This is a genomic window from Paenibacillus sp. DCT19 (assembly GCF_003268635.1).
GTDB lineage: Bacteria > Bacillota > Bacilli > Paenibacillales > Paenibacillaceae > Paenibacillus.
This window is the reverse complement of sequence record NZ_CP029639.1, coordinates 4990536-5014099: the sequence shown is the minus strand read 5'-3', so window position 1 is coordinate 5014099 and position 23564 is coordinate 4990536. Positions and strand designations below refer to the sequence as shown.

22 protein-coding genes, 2 pseudogenes and 1 riboswitch are annotated in these 23564 nt (G+C 44.2%); of the genes and pseudogenes, 19 read left to right on the top strand and 5 right to left on the bottom strand.

The genetic code is table 11. The features are described from left to right. Window positions 1-210: 210 nt before the first annotated feature. The 5 genes from DMB88_RS22960 to DMB88_RS22940 all read left to right on the top strand — a co-directional run bounded on the left by DMB88_RS22960 (window position 211) and on the right by DMB88_RS22940 (window position 3958). Complete coding sequence (locus DMB88_RS22960) at window positions 211-714, top strand: hypothetical protein (RefSeq protein WP_128103216.1); 504 nt, start codon at window positions 211-213, stop codon at window positions 712-714. A gap of 219 nt (window positions 715-933) precedes the next feature. Further along, a complete protein-coding gene (locus DMB88_RS22955; RefSeq protein ID WP_128103215.1) occupies window positions 934-1566 on the top strand; it encodes a 50S ribosomal protein L25 in 633 nt (210 codons plus the stop codon). 240 nt (window positions 1567-1806) lie between these two features. Continuing rightward, the gene (locus DMB88_RS22950) at window positions 1807-2328 is read left to right on the top strand and encodes a hypothetical protein (protein ID WP_128103214.1); all 522 of its coding nucleotides are present in this window, start codon (window positions 1807-1809) and stop codon (window positions 2326-2328) included. A 258-nt stretch (window positions 2329-2586) separates the two neighbouring features. Beyond that, window positions 2587-3552, top strand: coding sequence for a helix-turn-helix transcriptional regulator (locus DMB88_RS22945; protein WP_128103213.1), 966 nt, complete (start codon window positions 2587-2589; stop codon window positions 3550-3552). 43 nt (window positions 3553-3595) lie between these two features. Further along, the gene (locus DMB88_RS22940) at window positions 3596-3958 is read left to right on the top strand and encodes an HIRAN domain-containing protein (RefSeq protein WP_128103212.1); all 363 of its coding nucleotides are present in this window, start codon (window positions 3596-3598) and stop codon (window positions 3956-3958) included. Window positions 3959-4016: 58 nt separating this feature from the next. On the opposite strand, the gene DMB88_RS22935 is transcribed toward DMB88_RS22940, so the two are convergent. Further along, complete coding sequence (locus DMB88_RS22935) at window positions 4017-5117, bottom strand: glycosyltransferase family 4 protein (protein WP_128104571.1); 1101 nt, start codon at window positions 5115-5117, stop codon at window positions 4017-4019. Between the two features lie 422 nt (window positions 5118-5539). On the opposite strand from DMB88_RS22935, the gene DMB88_RS22930 reads away from it, so the two are divergent. From DMB88_RS22930 to msrA, 5 genes and pseudogenes are all read left to right on the top strand, one after another. Continuing rightward, the gene (locus DMB88_RS22930; protein ID WP_128103211.1) at window positions 5540-6358 is read left to right on the top strand and encodes a TerC family protein; all 819 of its coding nucleotides are present in this window, start codon (window positions 5540-5542) and stop codon (window positions 6356-6358) included. 586 nt (window positions 6359-6944) lie between these two features. Continuing rightward, a pseudogene (locus DMB88_RS22925) lies at window positions 6945-8407 on the top strand (RtcB family protein). Beyond that, window positions 8407-9714 carry an AAA family ATPase gene (locus DMB88_RS22920; protein WP_128103210.1) on the top strand — a complete coding sequence of 436 codons (1308 nt, stop codon included), beginning with the start codon at window positions 8407-8409 and terminating at the stop codon, window positions 9712-9714. Before DMB88_RS22925 ends, DMB88_RS22920 begins: the two are co-directional and overlap by 1 nt. Window positions 9715-10028: 314 nt before the next feature. After that, window positions 10029-10286 carry a GlsB/YeaQ/YmgE family stress response membrane protein gene (locus DMB88_RS22915; RefSeq protein ID WP_056701367.1) on the top strand — a complete coding sequence of 86 codons (258 nt, stop codon included), beginning with the start codon at window positions 10029-10031 and terminating at the stop codon, window positions 10284-10286. A 223-nt stretch (window positions 10287-10509) separates the two neighbouring features. Continuing rightward, on the top strand, window positions 10510-11025 hold the full coding sequence (gene msrA, locus DMB88_RS22910) for a peptide-methionine (S)-S-oxide reductase MsrA (protein ID WP_128103209.1): 516 nt from the start codon (window positions 10510-10512) through the stop codon (window positions 11023-11025). 182 nt (window positions 11026-11207) lie between these two features. On the opposite strand, the gene DMB88_RS22905 is transcribed toward msrA, so the two are convergent. Continuing rightward, window positions 11208-12476, bottom strand: coding sequence for an outer membrane protein assembly factor BamB family protein (locus DMB88_RS22905; protein WP_128103208.1), 1269 nt, complete (start codon window positions 12474-12476; stop codon window positions 11208-11210). A gap of 441 nt (window positions 12477-12917) precedes the next feature. On the opposite strand from DMB88_RS22905, the gene DMB88_RS22900 reads away from it, so the two are divergent. The 6 genes and pseudogenes from DMB88_RS22900 to DMB88_RS22880 all read left to right on the top strand — a co-directional run bounded on the left by DMB88_RS22900 (window position 12918) and on the right by DMB88_RS22880 (window position 17737). After that, window positions 12918-13523, top strand: coding sequence for a restriction endonuclease (locus tag DMB88_RS22900; protein WP_128103207.1), 606 nt, complete (start codon window positions 12918-12920; stop codon window positions 13521-13523). A gap of 143 nt (window positions 13524-13666) precedes the next feature. Then, window positions 13667-13909: a hypothetical protein gene (locus DMB88_RS22895; protein WP_128103206.1), complete on the top strand. Its 243-nt coding sequence runs from the start codon at window positions 13667-13669 to the stop codon at window positions 13907-13909. A gap of 23 nt (window positions 13910-13932) precedes the next feature. Further along, complete coding sequence (locus DMB88_RS22890; RefSeq protein WP_128103205.1) at window positions 13933-15408, top strand: helix-turn-helix domain-containing protein; 1476 nt, start codon at window positions 13933-13935, stop codon at window positions 15406-15408. After that, the gene (locus tag DMB88_RS30345; RefSeq protein WP_164848776.1) at window positions 15405-15569 is read left to right on the top strand and encodes a hypothetical protein; all 165 of its coding nucleotides are present in this window, start codon (window positions 15405-15407) and stop codon (window positions 15567-15569) included. The genes DMB88_RS22890 and DMB88_RS30345 overlap by 4 nt, the downstream gene beginning before the upstream one ends. Before the next feature lie 96 nt (window positions 15570-15665). Continuing rightward, window positions 15666-16649, top strand: coding sequence for an ABC transporter substrate-binding protein (locus DMB88_RS22885; RefSeq protein ID WP_164848775.1), 984 nt, complete (start codon window positions 15666-15668; stop codon window positions 16647-16649). A gap of 27 nt (window positions 16650-16676) precedes the next feature. Beyond that, window positions 16677-17737 (top strand): annotated as a pseudogene (locus DMB88_RS22880) (NAD(P)/FAD-dependent oxidoreductase). Window positions 17738-17858: 121 nt separating this feature from the next. Here the strand turns inward: DMB88_RS22880 and fabV are convergent. Further along, entirely contained in the window at window positions 17859-19049 is a 1191-nt protein-coding gene (gene fabV / locus DMB88_RS22875; RefSeq protein ID WP_128103203.1) for an enoyl-ACP reductase FabV, read from the bottom strand. A gap of 201 nt (window positions 19050-19250) precedes the next feature. Between fabV and DMB88_RS22870 the strand changes: the two genes are divergently transcribed. Further along, on the top strand, window positions 19251-20531 hold the full coding sequence (locus tag DMB88_RS22870; protein WP_128103202.1) for an XRE family transcriptional regulator: 1281 nt from the start codon (window positions 19251-19253) through the stop codon (window positions 20529-20531). Window positions 20532-20690: 159 nt separating this feature from the next. Here DMB88_RS22870 and DMB88_RS22865 read toward each other — a convergent pair whose 3' ends face one another. Together DMB88_RS22865 and DMB88_RS22860 are read right to left on the bottom strand one after the other, a co-directional pair. Beyond that, window positions 20691-21164 carry a GNAT family N-acetyltransferase gene (locus DMB88_RS22865; RefSeq protein ID WP_128103201.1) on the bottom strand — a complete coding sequence of 158 codons (474 nt, stop codon included), beginning with the start codon at window positions 21162-21164 and terminating at the stop codon, window positions 20691-20693. A gap of 18 nt (window positions 21165-21182) precedes the next feature. Then, window positions 21183-21779, bottom strand: a complete 597-nt coding sequence (locus DMB88_RS22860) for a DJ-1/PfpI family protein (RefSeq protein ID WP_128103200.1) — start codon at window positions 21777-21779, stop codon at window positions 21183-21185. A gap of 59 nt (window positions 21780-21838) precedes the next feature. Beyond that, window positions 21839-21920, bottom strand: a riboswitch (ZMP/ZTP riboswitch). 304 nt (window positions 21921-22224) lie between these two features. On the opposite strand from DMB88_RS22860, the gene DMB88_RS22855 reads away from it, so the two are divergent. Together DMB88_RS22855 and DMB88_RS22850 are read left to right on the top strand one after the other, a co-directional pair. Beyond that, entirely contained in the window at window positions 22225-22641 is a 417-nt protein-coding gene (locus DMB88_RS22855) for a hypothetical protein (protein ID WP_128103199.1), read from the top strand. 101 nt (window positions 22642-22742) lie between these two features. Continuing rightward, window positions 22743-23537, top strand: coding sequence for a hypothetical protein (locus tag DMB88_RS22850; protein ID WP_128103198.1), 795 nt, complete (start codon window positions 22743-22745; stop codon window positions 23535-23537). Window positions 23538-23564: the final 27 nt, after the last annotated feature.

The window sequence follows — 23564 nt, the reverse complement described above, 5'->3', positions numbered from 1 at the left end:
TAAAACCACATAACGTGCAGGCAGTCGGAAGGAATTCCGGCTGCTTTTTAATGCAATATAGATACATGGTTAATCGCTTGAAGAGAATAAAGATGACCACAATAATTCTGGATGTATAGTACTCGTTTTAACCTTAATTGGTAAAATTATGGAACTTTTTAGTGCTTGGGAACGTAATGAAAGTAACGACTTTATAATTGAGGTGATGTAATGAAGGCTATAAGTAAGCTGCTGCTACTCTGTATGATTCCTATCCTGCTGTCTTCTTGTTTACATAACACAGAAAGTCCTCAACTGACCTATGATTCGGATCTGAATCCTCCAGTCGAAATTCCATTTGAAGAGGCAGAGGCGAAGATTCCATTTGAGATCAAACAACCTTCAATTCCATTTCAAGTGACTGAAAAATCAACAAGAGTTCTAGCGGCCAATGAGCCATATGATGCTGTAGAAATTACGTATGCCAATACAGACCAGGGATTAAACCTGATTATGATGATTACCAACTCAAAGGTTAATACGTCTCCTAATGGAAAGATAGGGTTAAAACTAGCCAACGGCTCGCAAACATGGGATCAAGGAAATGAGCATGTAAGTGCGATCTATTGGAGGAATGAGGGGTTAACCTACTCACTGGTTGCAGGAAAAAATAACAATCTTGAACCCTTATATGACTACGAAACATTAATTAAAATAGCAGACACAATCCAATGATGAAATAAGCATAATTGGTTGTAGGGATGGGAGGACATGATAGCCAAAAAATAAAAAAAATGTACAAGTCATGTTTGAGAACCTCTTTCAATGGGGTAAATATAGATATGGCTCCTAATTAGGCCACAGAATATAAAGACCCATTTGGTTTAATTGCGAAGCATCTGGCTTCCTCAAACCAATATGAAGTAGGGATCCCTTGAAGGAGGATGTTCAATCATGAAATCCAACGGAAAAATGGCTCAACTTACGGCAACCCCAAGAACTGAAAAGAAAGGTGCAGCCTTGCGCCTGCTGAGACAGGGCGGTCGAGTTCCGGCTGTCGTGTATGGACCAGGACAAGATGGCACCTCAATACATGTAGATGAAAAAGAAATGCTGAAGGTAGCGCGTACAGGACGCTCCGAAATGTTCAACCTCAATGTCGAGGGTGGCAAAACAGTTCCAGTGTTGATCAAGGATCAACAGGAACGTAACGGACGCTTGTTGCATGTAGACTTTCTGCAGATTTCTAAGAATAAACCAATCAGCGTAAGTGTATCTCTTGATTTCCAAGGTACAGCGGCTGGCTCAAAGGCAGGCGGCGTATTCCAGACACAGGAAACTCAGTTGGAGGTTGAAGGCTTGCCAGCTGACTTGCCTACTTCTATCGAGGTAGATGTAAGTGGACTGGAGATCGGTGATCGTCTAACAGCTGCCGATATCAAACTAGATAAGGGCTTGACGCTAATTACGTCACCTGATTCTATTATCGCTTCCGTGATGCCGCCACAAGCGGTTGAGGAAGAGCCTACGGCTTCTGCAGATGAAGCAGAACCAGCGTCTGAGGAAGAGAAGTCTACTGAAGAATAAGCAAGGTGTAAGATCCTGAGGGATTCCCACCTTATCAAGCCCAGTCCATTGGACTGGGCTATTCTTAATTGTATGGATAGGAGAGCAAAATGGACGTATGAACAACCCTCATCAGATGATAAGATGTAACCACTGCCAGATGAAACGATGAGGCAGTAACGTATTAGGGTGCTCATACGTTTATAATATGGGAATGGCTGAGTCTAGTTAAGTTGAAGGAAAAGAAAGTAGGTATGTATCATGTTTGATCCAATCGTATTTGATAATCTGAAAGTAGGCTTCGAGAATACGCTCTATGACCTCGATAATCTGGATGAGCTCATTCTTATTACGGATCGCCAAGATCGCCTAGAGATGGCGAGCATGTCCAGAGAGTTTACGTTGCAATTCAGTTTGCGGTCACACCCTGAAGTGACTGGGGAAGTAGTGTTAAGCAGTTCTCTTGAAGCCATTGCTGCTGAAATATTAGAGAAGCCTGATGGGGTGCCCGGTTGTCGTTTGCAACTTCGGTTTGGTATGAAGGTTGTACAGCCCGACTCAGATTGTGAGAGAATACATACGTTGTTGCAACAGAGCTGGCCGCAGCAGAGCATTGTCCTGAAGCTTCAGTACGTATATGAAGAGGTGCCGAGGGTATATCATGTCTCCGCCGAAGTTCATTTTGACCGTAACGTGAACGAGGAACAGATGGGGGATATCCCTGAACTTGCTGAGCACATGATCCATGTACTAACGCAATTGGTAGTGCTACATACCTTATAAGCTAAAGCCTTGTCTCTTGAATCAGAGATAAGGCTTTTTTTGTGAAAATTAATATAGGTAATCAGACATGGGTAATAGGGCTTTGAATTATTAATTTACGCAAGCAAGTAAGAGAATGTATATTGGAATAGCGTTATAAGTGCAAGAGAACTAGATGTTGGTGGTGAAATTGCGAAATAAAATTGGGTCTAAAGATTTACCAGTGTACTAAAGGAACTAGTTTTCCTTGCCGATAAAGTATCGAAGGGGAGAAACTACATGACAGAGAAATTAATTCGTCTGCTACGTATACTTCAGGCTATACAAGCAAATCCCGGTATTACAGCCAAAGAATTGGCTGTAAAATGTAATACAACGGTACGCACGATATATCGTGACCTACGGATTTTGGACAGGGTTGCCCCTATAACAAATGAAGGTTATGGCAAAGGTTACCGTTTTATTGGGGGATTTTCCATGTATCCTCTTGATTTTACGGAAAAGGAAGCGATGGTTTTCTCCATGCTTCCATCTGTCGTGGATACCTCTAAGCTGCCTATTGAATTCGATTCTGCGTTTGATAAAGTGATGTCCGCTCATTCCAGAGCAAATGCCAAAAGCAGTGAAATTGTGGAAAATATTGCAGGTATTATTCGTATGGGCACTCCTGCCTATCGGGAAGAAGGTAAAGATCCCAATTTGTTAATTCCGATTATTGAAGCTATTCTTCATCAACAAACGATTCGAACGCAGTACCATACACTGACGAATAATGAAATCACAATTCGGGACATTGACCCCTATTATCTTATACCGCGTGATCAACGCTTTTATCTAATTGGTTATTGTCATTTGCTGCAAAAGGTGCGTTTATTTCGAATCAGTCGATTTCTTGACGTAGTTCGAATCAACAATCATTTTGACAAAAGTGATTTCAACATAACGCAGTACATGAAGAATACATGGTCTATCGACCGTGGGGACGAACATATCCATTTTAAAGTTAGATTTTCGGATAAAGTAGCCCCTTACATAAAGGAAGAGGAGATGTTTGTTCGTCCACGTATGACAGATATGCCTGACGGTGGGTTGTTATTCGAAGTGACGTTGAACAGCAGTCGTGAATTTCTGAAGTGGCTGTATCAATTCGGGCCTCAAGCCGAGGTGTTAGAACCCCGTGAATTCCGAAAGGAAATTCGTAATCAATTAAATCAATGGTTGGAGCTTTATGATAGGGAAGCGTAAGTTCCCAAGTGAAATGATGAAAAAACATAAAGGAGTATAATTCATGAGTAAAGAGTTATTTACAGCCATGTATGGGATGGAACACTATCACGGTGTTGGAGCTTTACATGTAGGAGACATGTTGTTTCTGGTCAAAGATCCTGATAATCGTAGGGATCAACACGCAATCAAGGTTGTCATGCCACCAATTGGAACCGTAGGATATATTGTTAACGATCCGCATCTAATTCCTCACGGCTGTTGGAGCGGTTCAGACTTCTATGATATCTTCAGTCAACAGACTTGCGCTAAGGTAAGATTTGCGATGAAGGATATGATAATCGTTGAGCTAATCGAGATTGTGCAGGTACCCGTTCCACACATGGATACCTTTATAACAGGCTGGCAATCACGTGAAAAGGCTTGATCTCTCAAGCTTCGTTCAATGTGAAAGTCTGCCTCGATTTTTGATGCCATAAACAGAACTATTCGCGAATCATCCGGGTATAGGCAGCTTCTAGATGTAATGCCGTGCGCTCCCAGCTAAACTTTTGAACGGCGTGCTCTCTTCCGTTTTCCCCTAAGGAACGAGCCAGCGAAGGATTATCAGCTAGCTTATATAGGATTGTAGCAAAAGGCTCGGGTCTGTTATATGGATATATTAAATAACCATTATGCCCAGAATCAATGATCTCTCGTATTCCGCCATTGTCTGAGGCGATAACAGGAATACCTGAGGCCATAGCTTCAACGTTCACCAGTCCAAAAGCTTCATGTTGCTGAGAGGGGCACACAAGGCAGTCTACAGCTCGGTATAAACGATCGATGCGTTTATGCGCAATCTGTCCACGAAAAGAAGCATGTACGTTCATTTTTTTGGCTAGTTGACGAAGTTTACGAACGTATTGGGGTGGCCCTTTGCCTGCAATAATGAGTTTGACCGATATTTCTTGTTGCAGGAGTGCTATCGCACGAATCAGTACATCGATTCCTTTGCCAGGGATGAGTCTGCCAACATAGAGGACGGAGAAAGGCTCTGATATATTAAATTCTGTTCGAAGGTATAGTCGTTCAATCGCTGTAGCAGGCTTAAAGCGTTCCAGATCGGCACCTAACGGAATGACAGACATGAGCCTTGTTAATTGGGGGAATCTACGGCTGAGTCGCTGTTTGAGTGAAAGGCTGTTGACAGCAATCAGATCGGCCTGTCGCATCAAAGCAAGACGTGCTGATCCAGGCTGTGCGAACGTAAGGGAATGGAGATAGAGCACTACAGGAATGTGAGGAAGGCTTCGTTTAATGGCAGCCATACAGCGCGGCCTGTTGTCGACTTGAATCAGGTCAAAATTGTGGTGTTTCAATAAACGAATAACTGCTTGGGTATATTTCTCTGTACTGGAGGCAGGTAAACGCCGTATAGTCATTCCCTCGGCATATTCCGTTGTCGGCAGTCCGGGCATTTCACGGCTGATGATGGTCACTTCATGTCGGAGGGCGAGTTCGCGAGCGATACCTAAGATACAGATCTCGACAGATCCGTTTCCAGGTACAGGCAGTTTTTCTGGTGCAACCATAGCTATTTTCATCAACCTGTCTCCTCCTTGTCCCTCCAGCTTAAACAATCTTCGTCATATCCTATGTTCAGATGAAGCTTTTGGTTCAGAAGCGTATACCGTAGATAACATTTTAACGGATTGATTATTCGAAAAATGGTTCGTTAAATAAAGCTTGACTTTAATTAACGTTATGAATATGATGAGAACAGGTTATTTAAGCCTGTTTCATCTAAAACTACATATCCTGATGTTAAAGGGGAGTAGCTTTCACAGTAAAGTCGTCAATTCGGGATTTATCCCCGGCTTTATTGGCAGCAATTTGTTGTTAGCGAGACCTTTACCAAGTTTTCATGCTGGGTAAAGGTCTCTTTTTGTGGATAAAAAGGATCTTTACCAGCGATGGTAAAGGTCCTTTTTTTGTACATCATAAGGATACTAAGGAGGAGTCAATTTTGGAGTTATCATTATTATTGGAGTATGGATGGGTTCTCGCCGTCTTAGTTGTCCTGGAGGGATTGCTGGCAGCAGATAATGCATTAGTGCTCGCAATCATGGTCAAACACTTACCAGATGATAAACGCAAAAAGGCGTTGTTTTATGGTTTGTTAGGAGCATTTATATTCCGTTTGGGATCGTTGTTCCTAATTTCGTTCCTCGTTGATGTGTGGCAGGTTCAGGCGATTGGTGCACTGTACCTCTTGTATATCTCCATCAACCATATCGTCAAGAAGATTTTGGGTAGTCGTAACAAAACAGATGAAGCGGCAGATCAGACACCGAAGAAACCCAAGAAACAAGCTGGCTTCTGGATGACCGTCTTCAAAGTTGAAGTAGCAGATATTGCATTTGCTGTAGACTCGATCTTGGCCGCTGTTGCTCTTGCTGTTGCGTTGCCGCCAAGTGGATTAGCACCAATTGGTGGTCTCGACGGCGGACAGTTTATCGTTATTTTCTTGGGCGGATTCATTGGTCTCGTGATTATGCGATTTGCAGCTTCATTCTTCGTTAAATTGCTGCACTCCCGTCCAGGACTTGAAGTAGCTGCGTTTGTCATCGTAGGTTGGGTTGGGGTTAAGCTTTCAGTTATCACACTTGCCCATCCTTCCCTCGGTGTACTGGATGAGCATTTCCCGGAAAATAAAATTTGGAAATTCGGATTCTATATTGTCCTGATTGCGATTGCCGTTTGCGGCTGGTTCTTCTCTTCCAAAGTACCGGAAAAAGAGAACGAAAATCCGGTCGAAGAGTTGGAGCAACAAGCAGGAAAGTAAGCTTAAGTTTTCTTGAAATAACAGGTATAAAGGACAGTAAAGAGGCAGGATTCGCTTACAGCGGATCTTGCCTTTTTGTTGTGCATCATGTTAAAGAGCTACACCACTGGATACGGTTTCCGATCGCAGAGCTTATTAGAATTTCCAAGAATAGGGTTGACACATGGAAAGAAATCCGCTTAATATTGTATATATCATTTACGAAGGGAGGTCGCGAGTCATGACGCTGGGCTACAATTGGAATAACACGCAACAGAAATCACAACGCAGTTCACACACAATTGCATATCCAGCTCATTGTCTCATCGGCCTCATACGGGCAACATAGGAGATGGAGCGTATCTGTGAAGAGTCAGAACGACTCTGTATGGATAGGCTGTTCTCCGCTAATTTAGCGATGGAAAATAGAGTCGCAGCTTCTTCATGCTGCAACTGTTTTCCGATATGGTGATGAAGAAGTTATGGGCGTTCTGTCCATGGCTTCTTTTTTTGTGCCTTTTGCAGAAGAGGGACAACGAATCTGGATATAACGGCAATATAGAAAATGTTTAAAACTACGGATAAATGAAAGGAATAAACCAATTTTATGAATACACAACCTAATTTATTTGCGGATGCCAATGATTCCTTGGGCGGATACCGGCATGAGGTCAAGTTGCCGGCGGGAGATCTAACGGTATATGCCGCACAACAGCTATTCTCCTCTCTAGACTATAAAGTGTTCGAGATGGCCAATAACAATCTACAGATCCCTGGAATTTCGTATATGAGTTATACCCCTGACGTTCATGTCGGTGTAGGAACATGTATTGGAACAACAGCGGTATGGGATTCCACCAATGGCTATGTATCTCCCTCGATTGTAGGCAGCGACATTGGCTGTGGCATGAGAGTGCATATGACCAATTTGCATAAAGATGATTTGAAAGATGTAAAATTACGGCGAAAACTTGTCAAGGCGATTGAAAAGGTATTGCCAATGGAAGCGAACCAGCGGGGGCATTATTCGGATATTCGATTAGAGCATATTGTTCGCAAAGGATTACATGGATTACCGAAGAAATATATTCCGGACGGCTACACCCCTAAGAAGTCTACGTCCATTACTCATGTGGAGAGCAGTAAGTTCACATTTGACGAGGAAGTGCTGAATCTTGTCCCGGATATGACGTGGCATCGTTCTCACCGCCAGCTAGGTACGTTGGGGGAGGGAATCATTTTGCCGAAATTCAAGCGATTGAGATCGCCGAGGAAAATCGTGATATTGCTGAAGCATGGGGGCTAGTTGACGGACAAATTGTAGTGATGATCCATTCGGGCTCTCGCACTTGGGGAGGGCATATAAGTCAGACCAGTTCAACTGCAATCGCCAAAATGATGCAGCGAAATGGGCTCGGCACATCTGATCCAAGATTGGTTTTTGCCCCATTAGAACATGCCGAAGGCCGTCATTATGTGAATATGATGTATTCTGCACTAAACTACGCTGTGGTGAACCGTCACCTGATTGCTTACTCGATTCGTGAAGCCTTCCGTGAAGTATTTGGCTCCAAATGCGAATTCCGAACACTGTATGATCTGATGCACAATTATGCTTGGGAGGAAACCCATGCAGATCAAGGCTCAGTCTTCGTACATCGCAAAGGGGCAACACGTGCATTGCCAGCGCATCATCCTGATAATCCGAAGCCATATCTCGCCACTGGACACCCTGCGCTAATTCCAGGCTCCATGGGCACAGCTTCATATATCATGGTGGGTCAACCGCAAGGAGCAGATAACTTCTATTCCATCTGTCATGGTGCGGGGCGAATCCGTTCACGTAATGCAACGAAGCGTCTAGTCACTTTGGCGGATTTTGAACGCGCGCTGGGTGTAGGGACAGAGAATGAGATTGTGGTCAACCAGCGTTCACTTGAATCAATTATTGATGAATCACCACAGGCCTATAAAAATGTTGATGAAATTATTGATAGCGTCACCGGCGCGGGATTGGCTCAAGTTGTTGCCAAATGTAAACCGCTTGCCGCTGTGAAGGGAGCTAAATAATGACAGTACACAAGGAACATGTGAAGGAAACAAATTCAACGAGAGCAATTTATGCCTTCGACGAACATAATGATGGTAGAATTGAAGGATATTCAGCATATGCACGTCTTATTCGCGGCATTTCGGAGGCGCTCTATGAGCGATATGGAACTCGTTATGAACTGTTTGCGAGCGATGATCCCAATAGTGAATATTGGGATCTGCTGAAAGAGGATCTACGTAGCGAGAATTCTGAAGTGGAGCTTGTCGCTCGAATCTTCGATGATTTGGAGCTGCGTACATTGCATTATGATGACGAGGGAGATATGCCATCTTATGGTGTGCATTACTCCATCCGCAACAATGTGTTTGCTTATCCAAGCTGGGGTGTGGCGCTTGTACGCATTCCTTTTTTCCGGGACAATGGAATATATAACGAGGACTTTGTTTTTGCCATCGGCGAAGAAGAGCTGAAGCAATTTCTCGGCAGTGTGCGTGAGCGTGAACGACAGCAAAATATGAAAAAAGTAACGGTGTACACCGATGCGCGCAATGGCAGTGACCGTCATTCAGAGTCGATTACTCGTTCAGTGACCAGAGATGAGGTGGTATTATCGCCACAGATCAAACAAGATATTTTCCGCTCATTGGATCAGTTCTTCGAAGCGGATCGCTCCTTCTATCGGGATTACGATATCCCTTACAAACGTGGAATTCTCCTCTACGGTCATCCGGGTAACGGTAAGACGACATTGGTCAAATCGATTGCGGGAAGCATTCCAGGGCCTGCCGCTTATTGGCAGATCACGGAATACACGAATAGTGAATCGGTACGTGATGTGTTCGATGCGGCGAAGCGTCTAGCACCGATGGTACTAATTATTGAGGATATCGATTCCATGCCGGAGGAGGTACGTTCATTCTTCCTGAACACGCTGGATGGTGCGACGTCCAAAGAAGGTATTTTCTTAATTGGGACAACGAATTATCCAGAGAAAATAGATCCGGGTCTGATGAACCGTGCCGGACGTTTCGACCGTGCGTATGAGATTCCAATGCCAGATGAAGCATTGCGCCTGCAATATTTGCAGCAGCGGGGCTTCGCAGTGTTCGCTGGTGAGGAAGGCACGAAGGAAGCAGCGCGTTTGACGGATACCTTTTCACTCGCACAGCTAGGAGAATTGTATGTTAGTACAGCATTGGAATGGCACCAGAACGGAGAGACAGATATGGTGAAGATCATTCAAGCCATGCGTGGTGAGTTGGACAAGAGCCACAAGCATAATTGGATGACGCAGCCTGGCAAAGGACGTGCTGGTTTTTATTGATCTGCCCCTATCCTGTTGTACGATCATGATCGGATGGCACCCAAAATATTATAAATCTCAATTGGTTATACTAACGTTGTCTGGTAAGACATACAATGACTTTCGGGAGGTAGCAAACAGCTCTGCTGTGTAAGTAATCCGTTACCGGAAGTTATATCAAGAATGAATCTGATACCGTCGTGGGTGGCAGCCTAGAAATGAATGTTATGGAAATAAGGTAATATACAACAAATTTCGTATAGGTGTTTAAATGCTTCCGTAGCGGTTAATAGTAGACAGACAACAACAAAAACTTTTAATTAGAGGTGAATGATATGGGTTGGTTATGGTCATTAATTATCGGTGGTATCATTGGATGGTTGGCAGGACTTATCGTTGGTCGTGACATTCCCGGCGGTGTAATTGGTAACATCGTAGCTGGTTTCATCGGTGGATGGTTAGGTGGAGTCATTCTGGGAGATATGGGTCCAGAAATGGGCGGATTCTTCATCGTACCGGCATTAATCGGTGCTATCGTTCTGGTAGCCATCGTGAGCTTGATCTTCCGTTCTATGGGTCGTAGCCGCGGGTAACGAAATTCAAGATACTGCGAATTCTTGCAAACACGCATGAAGGTGTGTGTAGTAGGTAACGCAAGGGCTCGATAACATAACGGATGACGACGAAGAGGTTGATGGAAGTCCACATTAGTGGATTTGCATCAACCTCTTATTTGTTATTATATTTACTTGAATAGATGTATTTCTTATACTTTGGTTAGGGCGCGTGTTGCTTAATTAGAAAGGATGAGGTGGAGTGGAGAAAGCTACATTTGCTGGAGGTTGCTTCTGGTGTATGGTTACACCGTTTGAAGAGCAACCGGGCATACATGGTATCATATCCGGCTATACCGGCGGTCACGTCGATAATCCAACATATGAGCAGGTCAAAACAGGAGAGACGGGACATATTGAAGTGGTGGAAATCACGTTTGATCCTGAGGTATTCCCTTATGAACGATTACTGGAATTATATTGGCCTCAGATTGACCCTACCGATGATGGCGGACAGTTCCAGGATCGGGGTTCACAATACCGAACAGCCATTTTTGTGCATAATGAACGTCAACGTGAACTTGCAGAACAATCCAAACAGGCGGTAGCATCCAGCGGTCGCTTCAATCAACCGATTGTAACAGAGATTCGTGATGCAGTAGTGTTTTACCCAGCAGAGGACTACCATCAAGACTACCACAAGAAAAACGAGAAGCATTATAAAGAAGACCGTGCGATATCTGGGCGCGATGAATTCATTGAAGAGAATTGGAAATAACGTCGTGGTAATCTGAAGGTGAACAAGAGTAAAGGGCGACGAAAAGTGAAAAATCCAGGAGTTCCGGTTGGAACGCTCCTGGATTTTTGCTTGCATCTGCACGATGACTTACCTGTAAAATATTCTGTTACTTCATTATAAATGTAGTAGACAGGAAACAGATGCTTATAAACATTTACGTATTAATTACTCGCTGTGTTCAGGACATACTTAGACAGTGCCTCGTCCTTGAAGGTATATATCATATCATCCGTATAGGTGGAGTAACCCTTCATATCTTCAGGAGATGAGGTAAATGTATATTCGTGAATGCTTTCCAACGTCGTAGGATCAAGAATATACCCTGTGTTAGCAAAATCAATCTTGTAATTTCCATCCTGTGTGTGTTCTACGACAGTTAATACATCTTGCTGATCCTTGAACATGCGCTCCGTTACTTTGCCTTTCATCGTATACAGTTCAAGCTTCTGTCCTGTAAACACGGTATATCCGTTACCTGCCGTTTGCACAAAGGCATTGCCGGCAATGGATCGACCCCAGGCAAGTTTACCATCTGAACCAAAGCCCATGAGTTTATTGCCTGTATTGTCGAAATTGGCACGCATAATCACTGAGCCATCTTCCAGGATTGCCAGCGATTCGCCGCCACCGTCTCCGATCGTGTTAGCGTTCGCAGGGAATTGATAGAAGGAAAGACGATTCAACGTGAGATCATAAATTTCAACTTTCGGATTCCCTGCTTGCTGCCAGTTGTTGCCTACTTTGGTCTGTTTGCTGGCGTCTACAACGATGCGGTCATTCCCTGCTTTTAGCACAGCCCCATTGATGGTTTTCGCTGTGATCAGCTTGCCCTTTGCGTCATAGAGTGAAATGGATGAACGAACAGAACCATTTGATAGAGGCCCCGTGCTGGAAGCGATCATTAACGTGCCATTATTCATTAGATATAAGTTAGATGGCGCGTTTACCGTTTTGACCCAGTTCGTTTTACCGGATGTATTGTAGGAATACACTTTTTTCGTTCCATCGGAATATTCCATGTATACATAGGCTGTTCCGTTATCGGCGTACAATGAATTGGAGTATGTAGTATAAGGGCCACTTTTCTCATGGAAAATAACATTCCACTTCAGTTTACCTGTTGTAGCATCCAGTGCCTGGAGTGAGTCCAGATTCCAATCCAGCGTCGTTTTGCTGTTGATTTTGGTTACAGGCTGATAAGAGTGCACGTACACGAGATTTTTGGAGGGCACGGCGTGAATCTCCTTAACTCTAACGTCTTCCTGAGCGTTCACTTCAGAGAGCATGAGCGATGAGGAAGTCCAGGAAGGCTTGGTCAACGCTTCCGACGAAGTTGCTGCGTAGCTTGGTGTATTCATGCTGAAGAGGAGCATGCCGCTAAGAATGAGGGCAGCCCATGTTTTGGTATTTCGTTTGTTAAGTGTGTGCAAGTTATAAACCACCTTTCTGCGGTTCGCAATAGAACCGATTGTTGAATTCTACCATTTATATCTAGTTGAATTCAACCTAATGCGCTGTAACCTTTTATCACAATAAATAGGTAATTGTAGTTGTTTGCAGAATTTTGGCGGTTACAAGGAATTCATCTTCTTTCGGTCGAGATGGAAGTCTGATATATTTAGTCCGGTGGTGAAGAGGAATCATAGATTTGGCATCATTTTATAAGTGTGTGTTCAAAAAGGTCGGTTTTCAGTACCGAGAAGATGGAATGAAGATAGAAATGGAGTAGCGGAGCGTAGGGAAAACTACGTGAGCAACGGACATTTCGGCTGAATTCCATCTTCGACGCTGAGATGCCGTTAGGTATCCTTCGTAATCAAAAGCGGACTTTTTGAACAACCTCTATAAGGGAATGGACAAGGAGAACAGACATGAATTGGAACGAAAATTGGACCATCTGGGTCATCGGCTGTATCGCTGCATTACTTCTATTTGTATGGATTATTCGCCGTATTATTGGGCGAGGGCAGCGCATACGCAGAGAAGCCAATCCCCGCAAAATTACAATTCGAGACATTGATAAAATGCAGGATGGATCGGAATTCGAGCTGTATCTATTTCATTTATTTCAACAGATGGGATATGACGAGGTGCACAAGACGACAAGCAGCCGAGATTTTGGAGCAGACCTCGTGTTTACCGACAGATTGGGTCGAAGAAATGTCATTCAAGCGAAGCGATATGGCGCTAACCATCCCGTAGGGCTAAGTGCTGTGCAGGAGATCTTTACATCCATGCGTTATTATGAAGCTGATCGTTCGGTTGTATTGACGTCGGCTAGATACACGGAGGCGTGTCGCACACTCGCTGCTGTGAATGGTGTAAAGTTACTGGATCGAGAAGATCTAATGGACTTAATTACTTTGTTCAAATCGAGAAGAATCGAAGAGGCGATGGAATTAATTGAGGAAGAGGATCACGAACCGATTGAAACGTGGCAAACCCGGCAAAAGAAAGCGACCAAAGCAGCAAAATAACCATCACTGGCTTCCTGTCTAAAGAGTAATAGTTTGTTGAATGTGTCGGTAAGATGTACTGCCTCCGGGCATTCATGCCTTCACATTCTCCTGATACACATGATATATTGGGGATATCCCAATTCAAGGAGTGTGTTGTCATCATGGCACGAACACAAACAAAAAAGGCATTACGCAAAGCAGAGCGCGCTGGCGTCTATTGTCCGGAGCAGAGCCGCAGAGTTAACGCAAACTACGGAGCATTATCCCAGCATGTCAGAGTTAAACCGACCAAACAGGAGCAATTGCAAAAGATCAAACATAAGAAGCAGTTCATCCAAGAGGGTGGTGCTTCTTTTTTTATCTTTGTAGGTTCACCGGACGACGGAAATCTGATAGCCGCATAAGGTGTTAGGAAAGGGGCAGTGAGATGCAGTTTCACGGTAAAAAGGTGTATGTGCTTGAATCAATCAGACGTTTGAAGAGGCTGGCGCTTGAAGGAAAGCAGCATCTTCAGACGGCTTCTCCGTGGATGCTTGTGGGGGTAACAGGTAGCGGTATGGTGCATACAGAACATCACAGCTATGCTTTGATTCCAGACAGCGCCATTCTTGGAGAGCCGGGAACCATCGAACTGCAGACCATGAAGCATGGTGGAGAGTGGGAGATGATCTGGGTGGAGATTGCCCCACTTCAGCTTATGAACCAACCGAATGAGGCGCAGAAGAGGAATACATGGGAACGAGAAACAGATCGTCCAACTAGCTGCTATGTTGTTCATGCAGAAGAACTGGCGGTGCTTTCTAATCGTCTGCACACTCTTGCCATCGAACAGATCGAGACTGAGCGAGGCTATCTGGAAGCGCATATTCTTTTGCAACAAATGCTTCTATGGTGGATAGATCATAGGGAAAAAGAACAAGCCTCTCTTCTGACCACGGATCAGGTTATGGTTGAGGTTAAGCACTTTATGGAAGACCATTACATGGATATCATTACTAGAGACGAACTGGCCGTTCAAGCAGGAATTACACCAGCCTATTTCTCGGTTAGATTCAAAAAAAGTTTTGATGTAACGCCTTCGATTTACTTGGATCGCTTACGTGTGCATCGCGCCATTGAACTACTATTGGAAGGAGAACATACCGATCTTACGGAAATTGCGAGATTGTCTGGGTTCAGCGATGCTTGGTATTTGAGCAAACGGTTTCGTAAAATGATGGGCATTTCCCCTTCGGCTTTTAAACAACAATTTGTGCCTCAACTTGTGGCATCTCTTAGCTACCCGCTTACACATCATTTGTTCGCGTGTGGTGTGTTTCCCCAAGTGGCTAGCTTTAATAGTATGGGTGAGGAATTCGATGAGAAGGTCCGTGAGCTGGTAGCAGAATTACCAAGAACGTTATCTGTCCAAGCGCAGGCTGAGTTTTTGGCGCAGTATGCTCCGGAGATTATTTTAAGCTACGATAATGAAAAATGGCAAAATCGGTTACGAGCGCTAGCTCCAGTTGTACATGTTCCCTGGCTTTCGATGAATTGGCGTGAGCACATGATGACGTTGGCTAGACTTTTTGGCAAGGAGAGCAACGCATCTGAATACATACAGGAACTGGATAACCGGGCGGCACATATTCGCAATCAGCTCCACTCCCGTATCTCTCCTGATACCCGGATTAGCGTGTTCAAAATCGCCCATGAGCATTGTTACCTATACGGTAATCGTGATGTAGGCTGCATTTTCTATGAACTTTTGGAGTATGAACCGCATCCCTACGTTCGGCGGTGTTTGGATCAGAACGCGAATTTTCATAGCGTAGAGATCGGCATGGAACAAATGGTTGATTTTAGAGGACAGTTGAATGTTGTTGTATTGTACCCTGGCGGGAGGAGCAAATTGACTTTTTGAGAACAAACGCACATTGGCGAAGCTTTGAAGTTGCAGTCAATCAGTCGATCATCTTCTTGGATCACCGTGAATGGCTGCATTATGATCCGATTAATATCGCCATCCAGTTGGAAAAGGTACAATCTATTTTGGCTGATCAGCGTCCATTAATCGAACAATAGGACCAGTTAAAGTGAACGATTCGATCTAGCGGTGAACCTGTTCTATTTTTATAATATGATAATGATTATCATTATTGAATGGATGGGGATAGACGAATGCATTGGATAAAAAAATCGATTTTTGGTGGCTGTATGGCAATACTTCTGCTGATTATTTCAGCATGCACTGGGTCTGAGACAACAAGTACCGTAACAAATGGAACCGGAAATGACTCTGTAGCGGTAGAACAGACCGCAATGAAAAGTGTAAACACGGTGAACGGAGAGGTGCTTATTCCAAAGGCTCCGCAGCGTGTTGTTGCCACATATTATGTAGGTGAATTGAGCGCTTTAGGCATTAAACCGGTTGGAACGGTTACCCGCCTATTAGGCGAAGCAAGTCCCAATCTGGCCAAGTTCACCGAAGGCGTGGTGGATATAGGCGAAACGCCGAATCTCGAGGCCATCGCTGGACTCCAGCCCGATTTAATTATAGCTACTGACTTTGACGGGATCGATTATGAGACCTATGCCAAAATTGCTCCTACTGTAATCGTCCCATGGAGCAGTGATGATGTATGGAACAATTTGCGTACGTTTGCCAATATATTCGGTAAGGAAAAAGAAGCTGAGGACTTTATTAAAGATTATGATATGCAAGCTGTTGCAGCGAAAGAGAGTGTACAGGATGTTATTCAGGCTGATGAAACATTGTCCATTATTCGATTCTTCGGGAAATCCATTCGTGTGTACGGAGGAAGAGATATCGGTCATGCCTTCTACAATGGGTTGGGTATAAAGCCATCTGAGCTCATTTTGGAAGAGATGGAGAAAAATCCAAACTTCACTAGCACAGAGGATGTTTCACTTGAAGAAATTGCGAAATATGCTGCCGATCGGATGGTTGTAGTGGTCACCGATTCTGATGGTGATAACGCGTATAAAGAAGCACAAAAACTTGCGATCTGGTCAGAGTTGCCGGCGGTCAAAAATAATAAAGTATATGAAATACCCGCAAAAACCTGGTTTACGTATGATCCGATCTCGGTAGGCGTGACGTTGGAAGAAGCGGTTCACGTGTTAACAGGAGCAGTTAATTAATGTCAGGGAGGAAGGGGGAGAAACGCGATGCAGCATGAAGATGAGTTGTATGATGTAACCATTGTTGGAGGAGGCCCGGCTGGTTTATATGCCGCTTTTTACAGCGGGATGAGGGATATGAAAACAAAGCTGATTGAAGCGAAGAATGAGCTGGGTGGTAAGCTGCTAATCTATCCCGAGAAGATCATATGGGATGTGGGCGGGATAACGCCAATTCGATGTGACCAATTGATTGAGCAATTAATCGAGCAAGCAAAGACTTTCGATCCCACCATTGTACTCAAACAGCAAGTTGCCCATGTTGAACGAATGCATGACGGCACATGGCTGATGACATCCCATTCGGGTGAACGTCACTATACACGAACAATCATCTTGGCAGGTGGTTACGGTGTCTGGCAGCCCACTAAGCTGGAACTGGAGGGGACGGATCGTTACGAAGTGACGAATCTGCATTATACGGTCACCAGTCTGGAGCGATTTCGAAACAAACGCGTACTGTTATCGGGTGGAAGCGATACGGCTGTAGACTGGGCGATGGCCTTGGAGAACATTGCGTCAGAGGTCATATTGGTTCACCGTAGAGAGCGTCTGGGTGGTCATGAAAAAAATGTGAGCTACGTCATGCAATCATCCATCCAAGTGCTTCATCCCTATCAAATCGCACAGCTCCATGGGAAGGGAAATGCAATTGACGCAGTTACTCTTGCGGGGGTGGATAACAATGGGGATCATACAGACGAAACCCTGAACATTGCCGTAGATGATGTCATTATCAATCATGGCTCATCAGGAAATCATGCGGACTTGCTAAACTGGGGACTTGATATGGAATTGAGCAGTGTTTATGCATATGATCAGCTTACTACGAATCTATCAGGGATTTTCGTAGCGGGTGACATGGCCTATTACCCGATAAGCTGAAGCTTATTGCTGGGGCGTTCAACGATGCTGCTGTAGCTGTAAATGGAGCCAAGCTATATATTGATCCTCAATCCGCAAGTACAGCTTATGTTTCTTCACATAATGGCGTATTTAATGAGCGAAATCAGGCATGGTTAAATAAAAGAAATAAACCTATCAAATAATAAACGGCAGTCCGAGGTGCTAATAGCATCTTGGACTGCCGTTTAGGTATGATCATAACTTTAACTAAAACCTAGAGTTTGTTACTGGAGATTGTACGGGATGAAATAAATCAATTTTCAATTAGCGAAGGTGTGGAACCTCTACATTAGGATCAACATCTGCTTCGTAATCTACGCCGTCGGTTTCGAAACCAAACAGTTGGAAGAACTCTTTACGGTAACCTTCGAGATCAGACAGATCATAGATATTATCGGTGGTCAGCTCGTTCCAGATCTTCGCAACTTCCTCCTGCACGTCGTCTCTCATCTCCCAATCGTCAATGCGAATGCGACCTTGTTCATCGGTTGGCACATCGCCACCTGCATAGAGACGATCCGCGAAGAGACGCTGTAATTGCTCGATGCAGCCCTCATGCAATCCTTTATCTTTCATGATTTTGTACAATGCGGAAATATACAACGGTACAACCGGAATAGCTGAGCTGGATTGAGTTACTAATGCTTTGGCAACGGTAACGTAAGCACGCCCACCCGTAGTACTCAAACGATCATTCAGCTTGTGCGCTGTCGCTTCCAAATGATCTTTCGCCTGACCAATGGAGCCTTCACGGTAGATGGCTTGCGTAAGTTCTGGTCCGATGTAAGAGAACGCGATCGTTGTAGCATGATCAGCTAGTACGCCGCCTTGTTGCAATGCATCGATCCACAGTTCCCAGTCTTCTCCGCCCATGACGGTTACGGTCTGGCGAACTTCTTCTTCGGTTGCTGGTTCCAAGGTAACTGAACTAACCTCACCCGTATGGAAGTTAACCGTTTTGTTCGTGTACGATTGTCCAATCGGTTTCAGAACGGAGTTGAACACTTCACCTGTATTGGGATCAACGCGGCGTGCGGAAGCAACGCTGTATACAACGAGATCCACTTGACCGAATTCGCTACGGATCAGTTCAACAGCTTTCTCTCTCGTTTCGTTTGCAAATGCGTCGCCCGTAATGCTGTACGATTGAAGACCGGCTTGTTCGGCTGCTGTCTCAAACGCGGCAGAATTGTACCAACCTGCGGAAGCTGTACGTTTGTCTGTGGACGTGCTTGGGCGGTAAATACCGATTGTATTGGCACCTGCTCCGAAGGCAGAGACCACGCGTGAAGCCAGTCCATATCCAGTTGAAGCGCCGATGACGAGCACATTACGCGGACCTTTAATTTCAGGCTGGGATTTAACGTATTCAATCTGTTCCTGCACCTGTGCAGCACAGCCTACAGGATGGGAAGTTGTACAGATAAAACCACGTGTTCTTGGTTTAATAATCATATATTGGCATCCTTTCATATTCAGCTCAAATGTTACATACCTCCCTATTGTAAAACAATTGGCTCCGAAACGGAAACCGTTTGATTCATTTTTAGGAATAGTGTGGCATTCGGCGTTTAAGTTTGCGATGATAGTGCATAGCATGAAGACGACTATTCATCTATTTTATTTGTCAAAATGATAGAAAGGATATATAAAATTATGCTCAAGGAACGAATTGAATTTCTAAGTAAAAAGAAACAAATCTCGCGCAAGGATCTTGTGGATGGCCTGGTCACCCAGGCACACTTTGCTAATATTTTGGCAGAACGCTACGCACTTCCTGAAGACTTGGCAGAAGCCATCGCAGAGCGGTTGGGGGTACAGCCATCGTACCTATTACTAGCTGCTGCACAGGATGAAGAGACACTTTCGCGTGCCGAAGGGATCTTTGACCAGTTGTCGGTTGCCGCCTCGGCGATCCCAGAGGAGAAGGTGCATGAACTGGATGACCGAGATGATACACTTACGGTGGAGTTAACCACTGCGTTAATGAAGGCAGTCTATTACCAGCAATTAAACGATGCGTCTGCACATGAATATATACATAGCTCATATCTGAACTTCTATCTGGAGAAGTACGGTCGTCCGGATGATTCGGATCTACCGCGCCCATTATACAAGGCATTATTATATTACAAAATACAATATTATCGTTCTAAACATGCTTTTGTGGAGGTTCTTACACACGCGACTCGCCTTAGTTCGTTGCTTCTTCAAGGAAGCGAGTTTTGGTTGTCAATGCAGAACATCAAGATGGAAGCGTACATTCAGGTCAGACAGTATGAAGAGGCCAAGCAGGTGTTTGAGCAGACGATGCGTCATGTCGTAGATCAGCGATTATTTCATCGTTTATCTGGACTATATGTGGCTTATAGTGGATATTGCTTCACCATGGGGCTTGTGCAAGAGGCACTCTCAGCGCTGACGATGGCGGAGGCAAACTTGGTGTACACCAGCAATCAGGGGGAGCTGATGACCGCTATTGCGAACAATCGGATCGTCATGCTGACGATATCAGGTGAGCTGGATCAGGCCATGACTGAAATTGAAAGATTCGAGTCGCTGTTGCAACAGGAATCAGAAGAAACGCAGCACGGTATGAAGCCGCTCATTCTCATTTATCGCTGTGAAATCGCCTTGGCACGCAAAGATTGGGGCATGCTTGCGCTAAGTGTGGATCAACTGCTGCACTGTGCGACGACGCAGGATCAGCAGATGAGTGGAATCTTTTATCAAAGCCAGCTTGCGCTATCCCATGGGGATCAAAGTGTATTTATGGAACGAGCTTCGGCATGTCTACCTTATTTTGAATCCGCACAGCATTTCCTAAGGCTGGAGCATTTATATGAAGGGCTAGCTGTTGTGTCAGAGGATCAGCGAAAGTACAAAGAAGCGGCGATATATTATAAGAAGCTGGTTTATCTGTTGCGTAATAAATAGGGTTTCTCTTCGAATGGGATAGCACAACGAAAAAAGGAGCAGTCTGCTTACGACAGCCTGCTCTTATTGTGTAACCAATGCTTTCCGTTAGCACAGTGAATACCGCCTGAGCATTGGTTTTTTATCCATTTTATCCATCCTTGTTTGTGTAATTAAATCCTAAAGCGTTCTAACAAGTGCGAGTCGATGAAACCCGGAGGCATAATAGTTCATATCAAGAAGTTCCCTTTGAAAGTTCAGTCGTTCGTAGAATAAGAGCGCTGCTTGATTTTTTTCATGATCAAGTGTATAAAGTACGACCTCGCTACAGCCGAATTCGTTTATTTTTGTACAAATTTTGGAGATCAGAGCACACGCAACACCTTGTCGAAGATGTGCTTTACTGGTAACCACGCCAACAATTTCATAGCTATTTATATTAGGTTGAAATATATAGCCAGCATGACCTATAGCAACATCGGATTCGTCAGTCATGACATAATAAGCGCTGAAATACTCATCCATCATATTTACATATGTCTCCCAGCGTTCAGGATATTGCTCACGTATGAACAATGGGAATTGAAAGTCATGATCCTTCATCATTGCTAGTACTGCTGGTTGGTCATGCATTTGCAAAAGGCGAATATTCATAATCTTGTCCTCCTAGGGTCAAGTGGGCATGTATACATCTTGAAGTTTACCTGCTTGGTAGTATGGATACTCTAGCTTCTGCTGAACTTGAAGTACAGTCTCTGTATTTGTCAGCATTTCAACCAAGTATAATCCCAGGTCAATGGAGGCTGTAACGCCGGCGCCTGTGATCGTATGACCATCACGTACGACGCGCGCAGATATGACTTCCGCACAGTAGGGAGCTAGTAGCTCATATGCGGATGAGTTGGTAGTAGCCCTTTTTCCATTCAAAAAACCAGCCGCACCCAATACTAAAGCCCCGGTGCATACAGAAATTTTATACGATACAGGCTCCGCCGTTCGAACCCAATCCATAAAATTCTCGTCGAATCGAAGCGTTCTGGTGGATAAGCCGCCAGGGAAAAATACGAGATCATAATCCCCCAGATTAGGCTGTACTGCATCGGATTTCATTTTCAGTCCACGATCATCCCTAATCTCTTCCTTGTCCGAGCAAAATGTCCATGATACGTTTTCCTTTGCTTTTAGTATGGATAGCCAGGTCACAGCTTCATAAAATCCAACGAAATCCATACTTGTCATTCCATCAAATATCACAAATGCCATTTTCATTGCTGATCCCGTCCTTTCATCTCATAAAAATGAATAAAAGTGTTTGATCATTAGATCAAACACTTAGCCCAGGCGTACGGCATATGAAATATGTGCTCCCTCGTGGTTTGCTCCACGTCTACGCCAGTCACACATACATGGTATTTGCTGCTAAGTATACATGACGTCCATTTTGTTTGTAAATATATATAAAAATAATATATAAATTCCCTCTCGTTTAGAGTATGAGCACAAAAAATTACTCTAAAACATGAAATGAAGTTGAGTATAGCACTCATTTTATTGTGGAAATCTTCAATATGTTCACCATATAAGCGATGAGTTAAAGGATAGAATCTCCACATTCGTCGTTTCTTTTGCATGTGCCTAGAAGTGTATTCAAGCACGGGGTGTTATGTTTATACTTAATATATAACAAATAACACAAACAAAAGAGGTGCTTATTATGGGATGGTTCAGTAAAAAGAACAAGCAGGAAGATGCCATTGCTAAAGCGGACAACATGATGAATAAAGGACTTACAGGTATGATGATGAAGGGTTTGGTTCCAAAGGCACATCGAGAGGCGATTAATCAGAGTTTAGATACGGCGAAGCAAGCACAATGGGCGGCAACGGGTTCACTACCTCTGACTGCCACGGCTACAGTGTTGAAGATTACGGATACCGGTAAACTAATTAATTTTGACCCCATCGTTATACTTGTGCTTGATGTGACGGAGACAAATGGGAAGCAATATCAGCGAACACTGGAAACACTGGTATCCAAAATGCAGATTCCTCGTGTAGGTGATCAAGTGGGGCTGGGACAGAACCCGGCAAACCCGACAGAATTGATCTATATGGGATTAACATCGGTCTAATGTATGGAAGTCATTAAGGAGTAAGTAGATTTTATTGAAGTATAAACAAAGATCAAAAGTACGTTTAACAACTAGATTTAGATATGGGAAGGGTGTTTCTGATGGTAGGATTTTTGAGACTTATTGGGTTATTACTTGTATTTGGTGTTGGATTCTCGCCATTCTTGGCGGAAAAGTTGTGGAATGATCCGTTTATTACGATGCAGGCTTGGTGGTATAGACCTGCGATTTATACGGGATTTGCGTTGATTTTTGTCCCTGCAATTCTAAGCGCTATGTTCGGCAGAAGCCGTGTGAAGACAGGCATACCTGCCCTTGGAGTCATTACAAGTGTACAACAGACGGGTACATATATTAACGAGCAACCTGAAGTACGTATCAGTGTGACCGTCTCCCGTAAAGGTCATGAGAAGTACGATACAACGTTCAAAACGATCATTCCGTTGACTTCGATGGCGCAGTTCCAGCCAGGCAGCTTCATTCCATTGCTTGTTTCGGAGAAGGATGAACGTAAGGTCGGGTTAGACTTGAATGGACAATTATCGCAGCAGGATATGCAGGAATTACTGAATGAGAAAATGATCAAGGAGGGCGTGTCTCCTGAGATGATGGATATCGCTCGTACAGGCGAGAAAGCGATGGCCAAAATCCTCGATGTTACTCCACTAGGGGGAGCAAGCGAAGGGAAAGTGAAGCTACAGCTTACACTAAGTGTGACGAAGACGAATGGAGAGACATTTAACGTTACAACGCAAAAAGAGCTACTATCTTCGGCACTGCCACAGGTACAACAAGGGCACATCATTAACGTCATATATTCCAAGCAAGATCCTTCGAAGTTAGTGCTCGCTTTGAATGTGCAGGAAGATCAGATGAATACGCTGTTCTCCTCTTAAAGGGGTTGTTCAAAAAGTCTGCTTTTG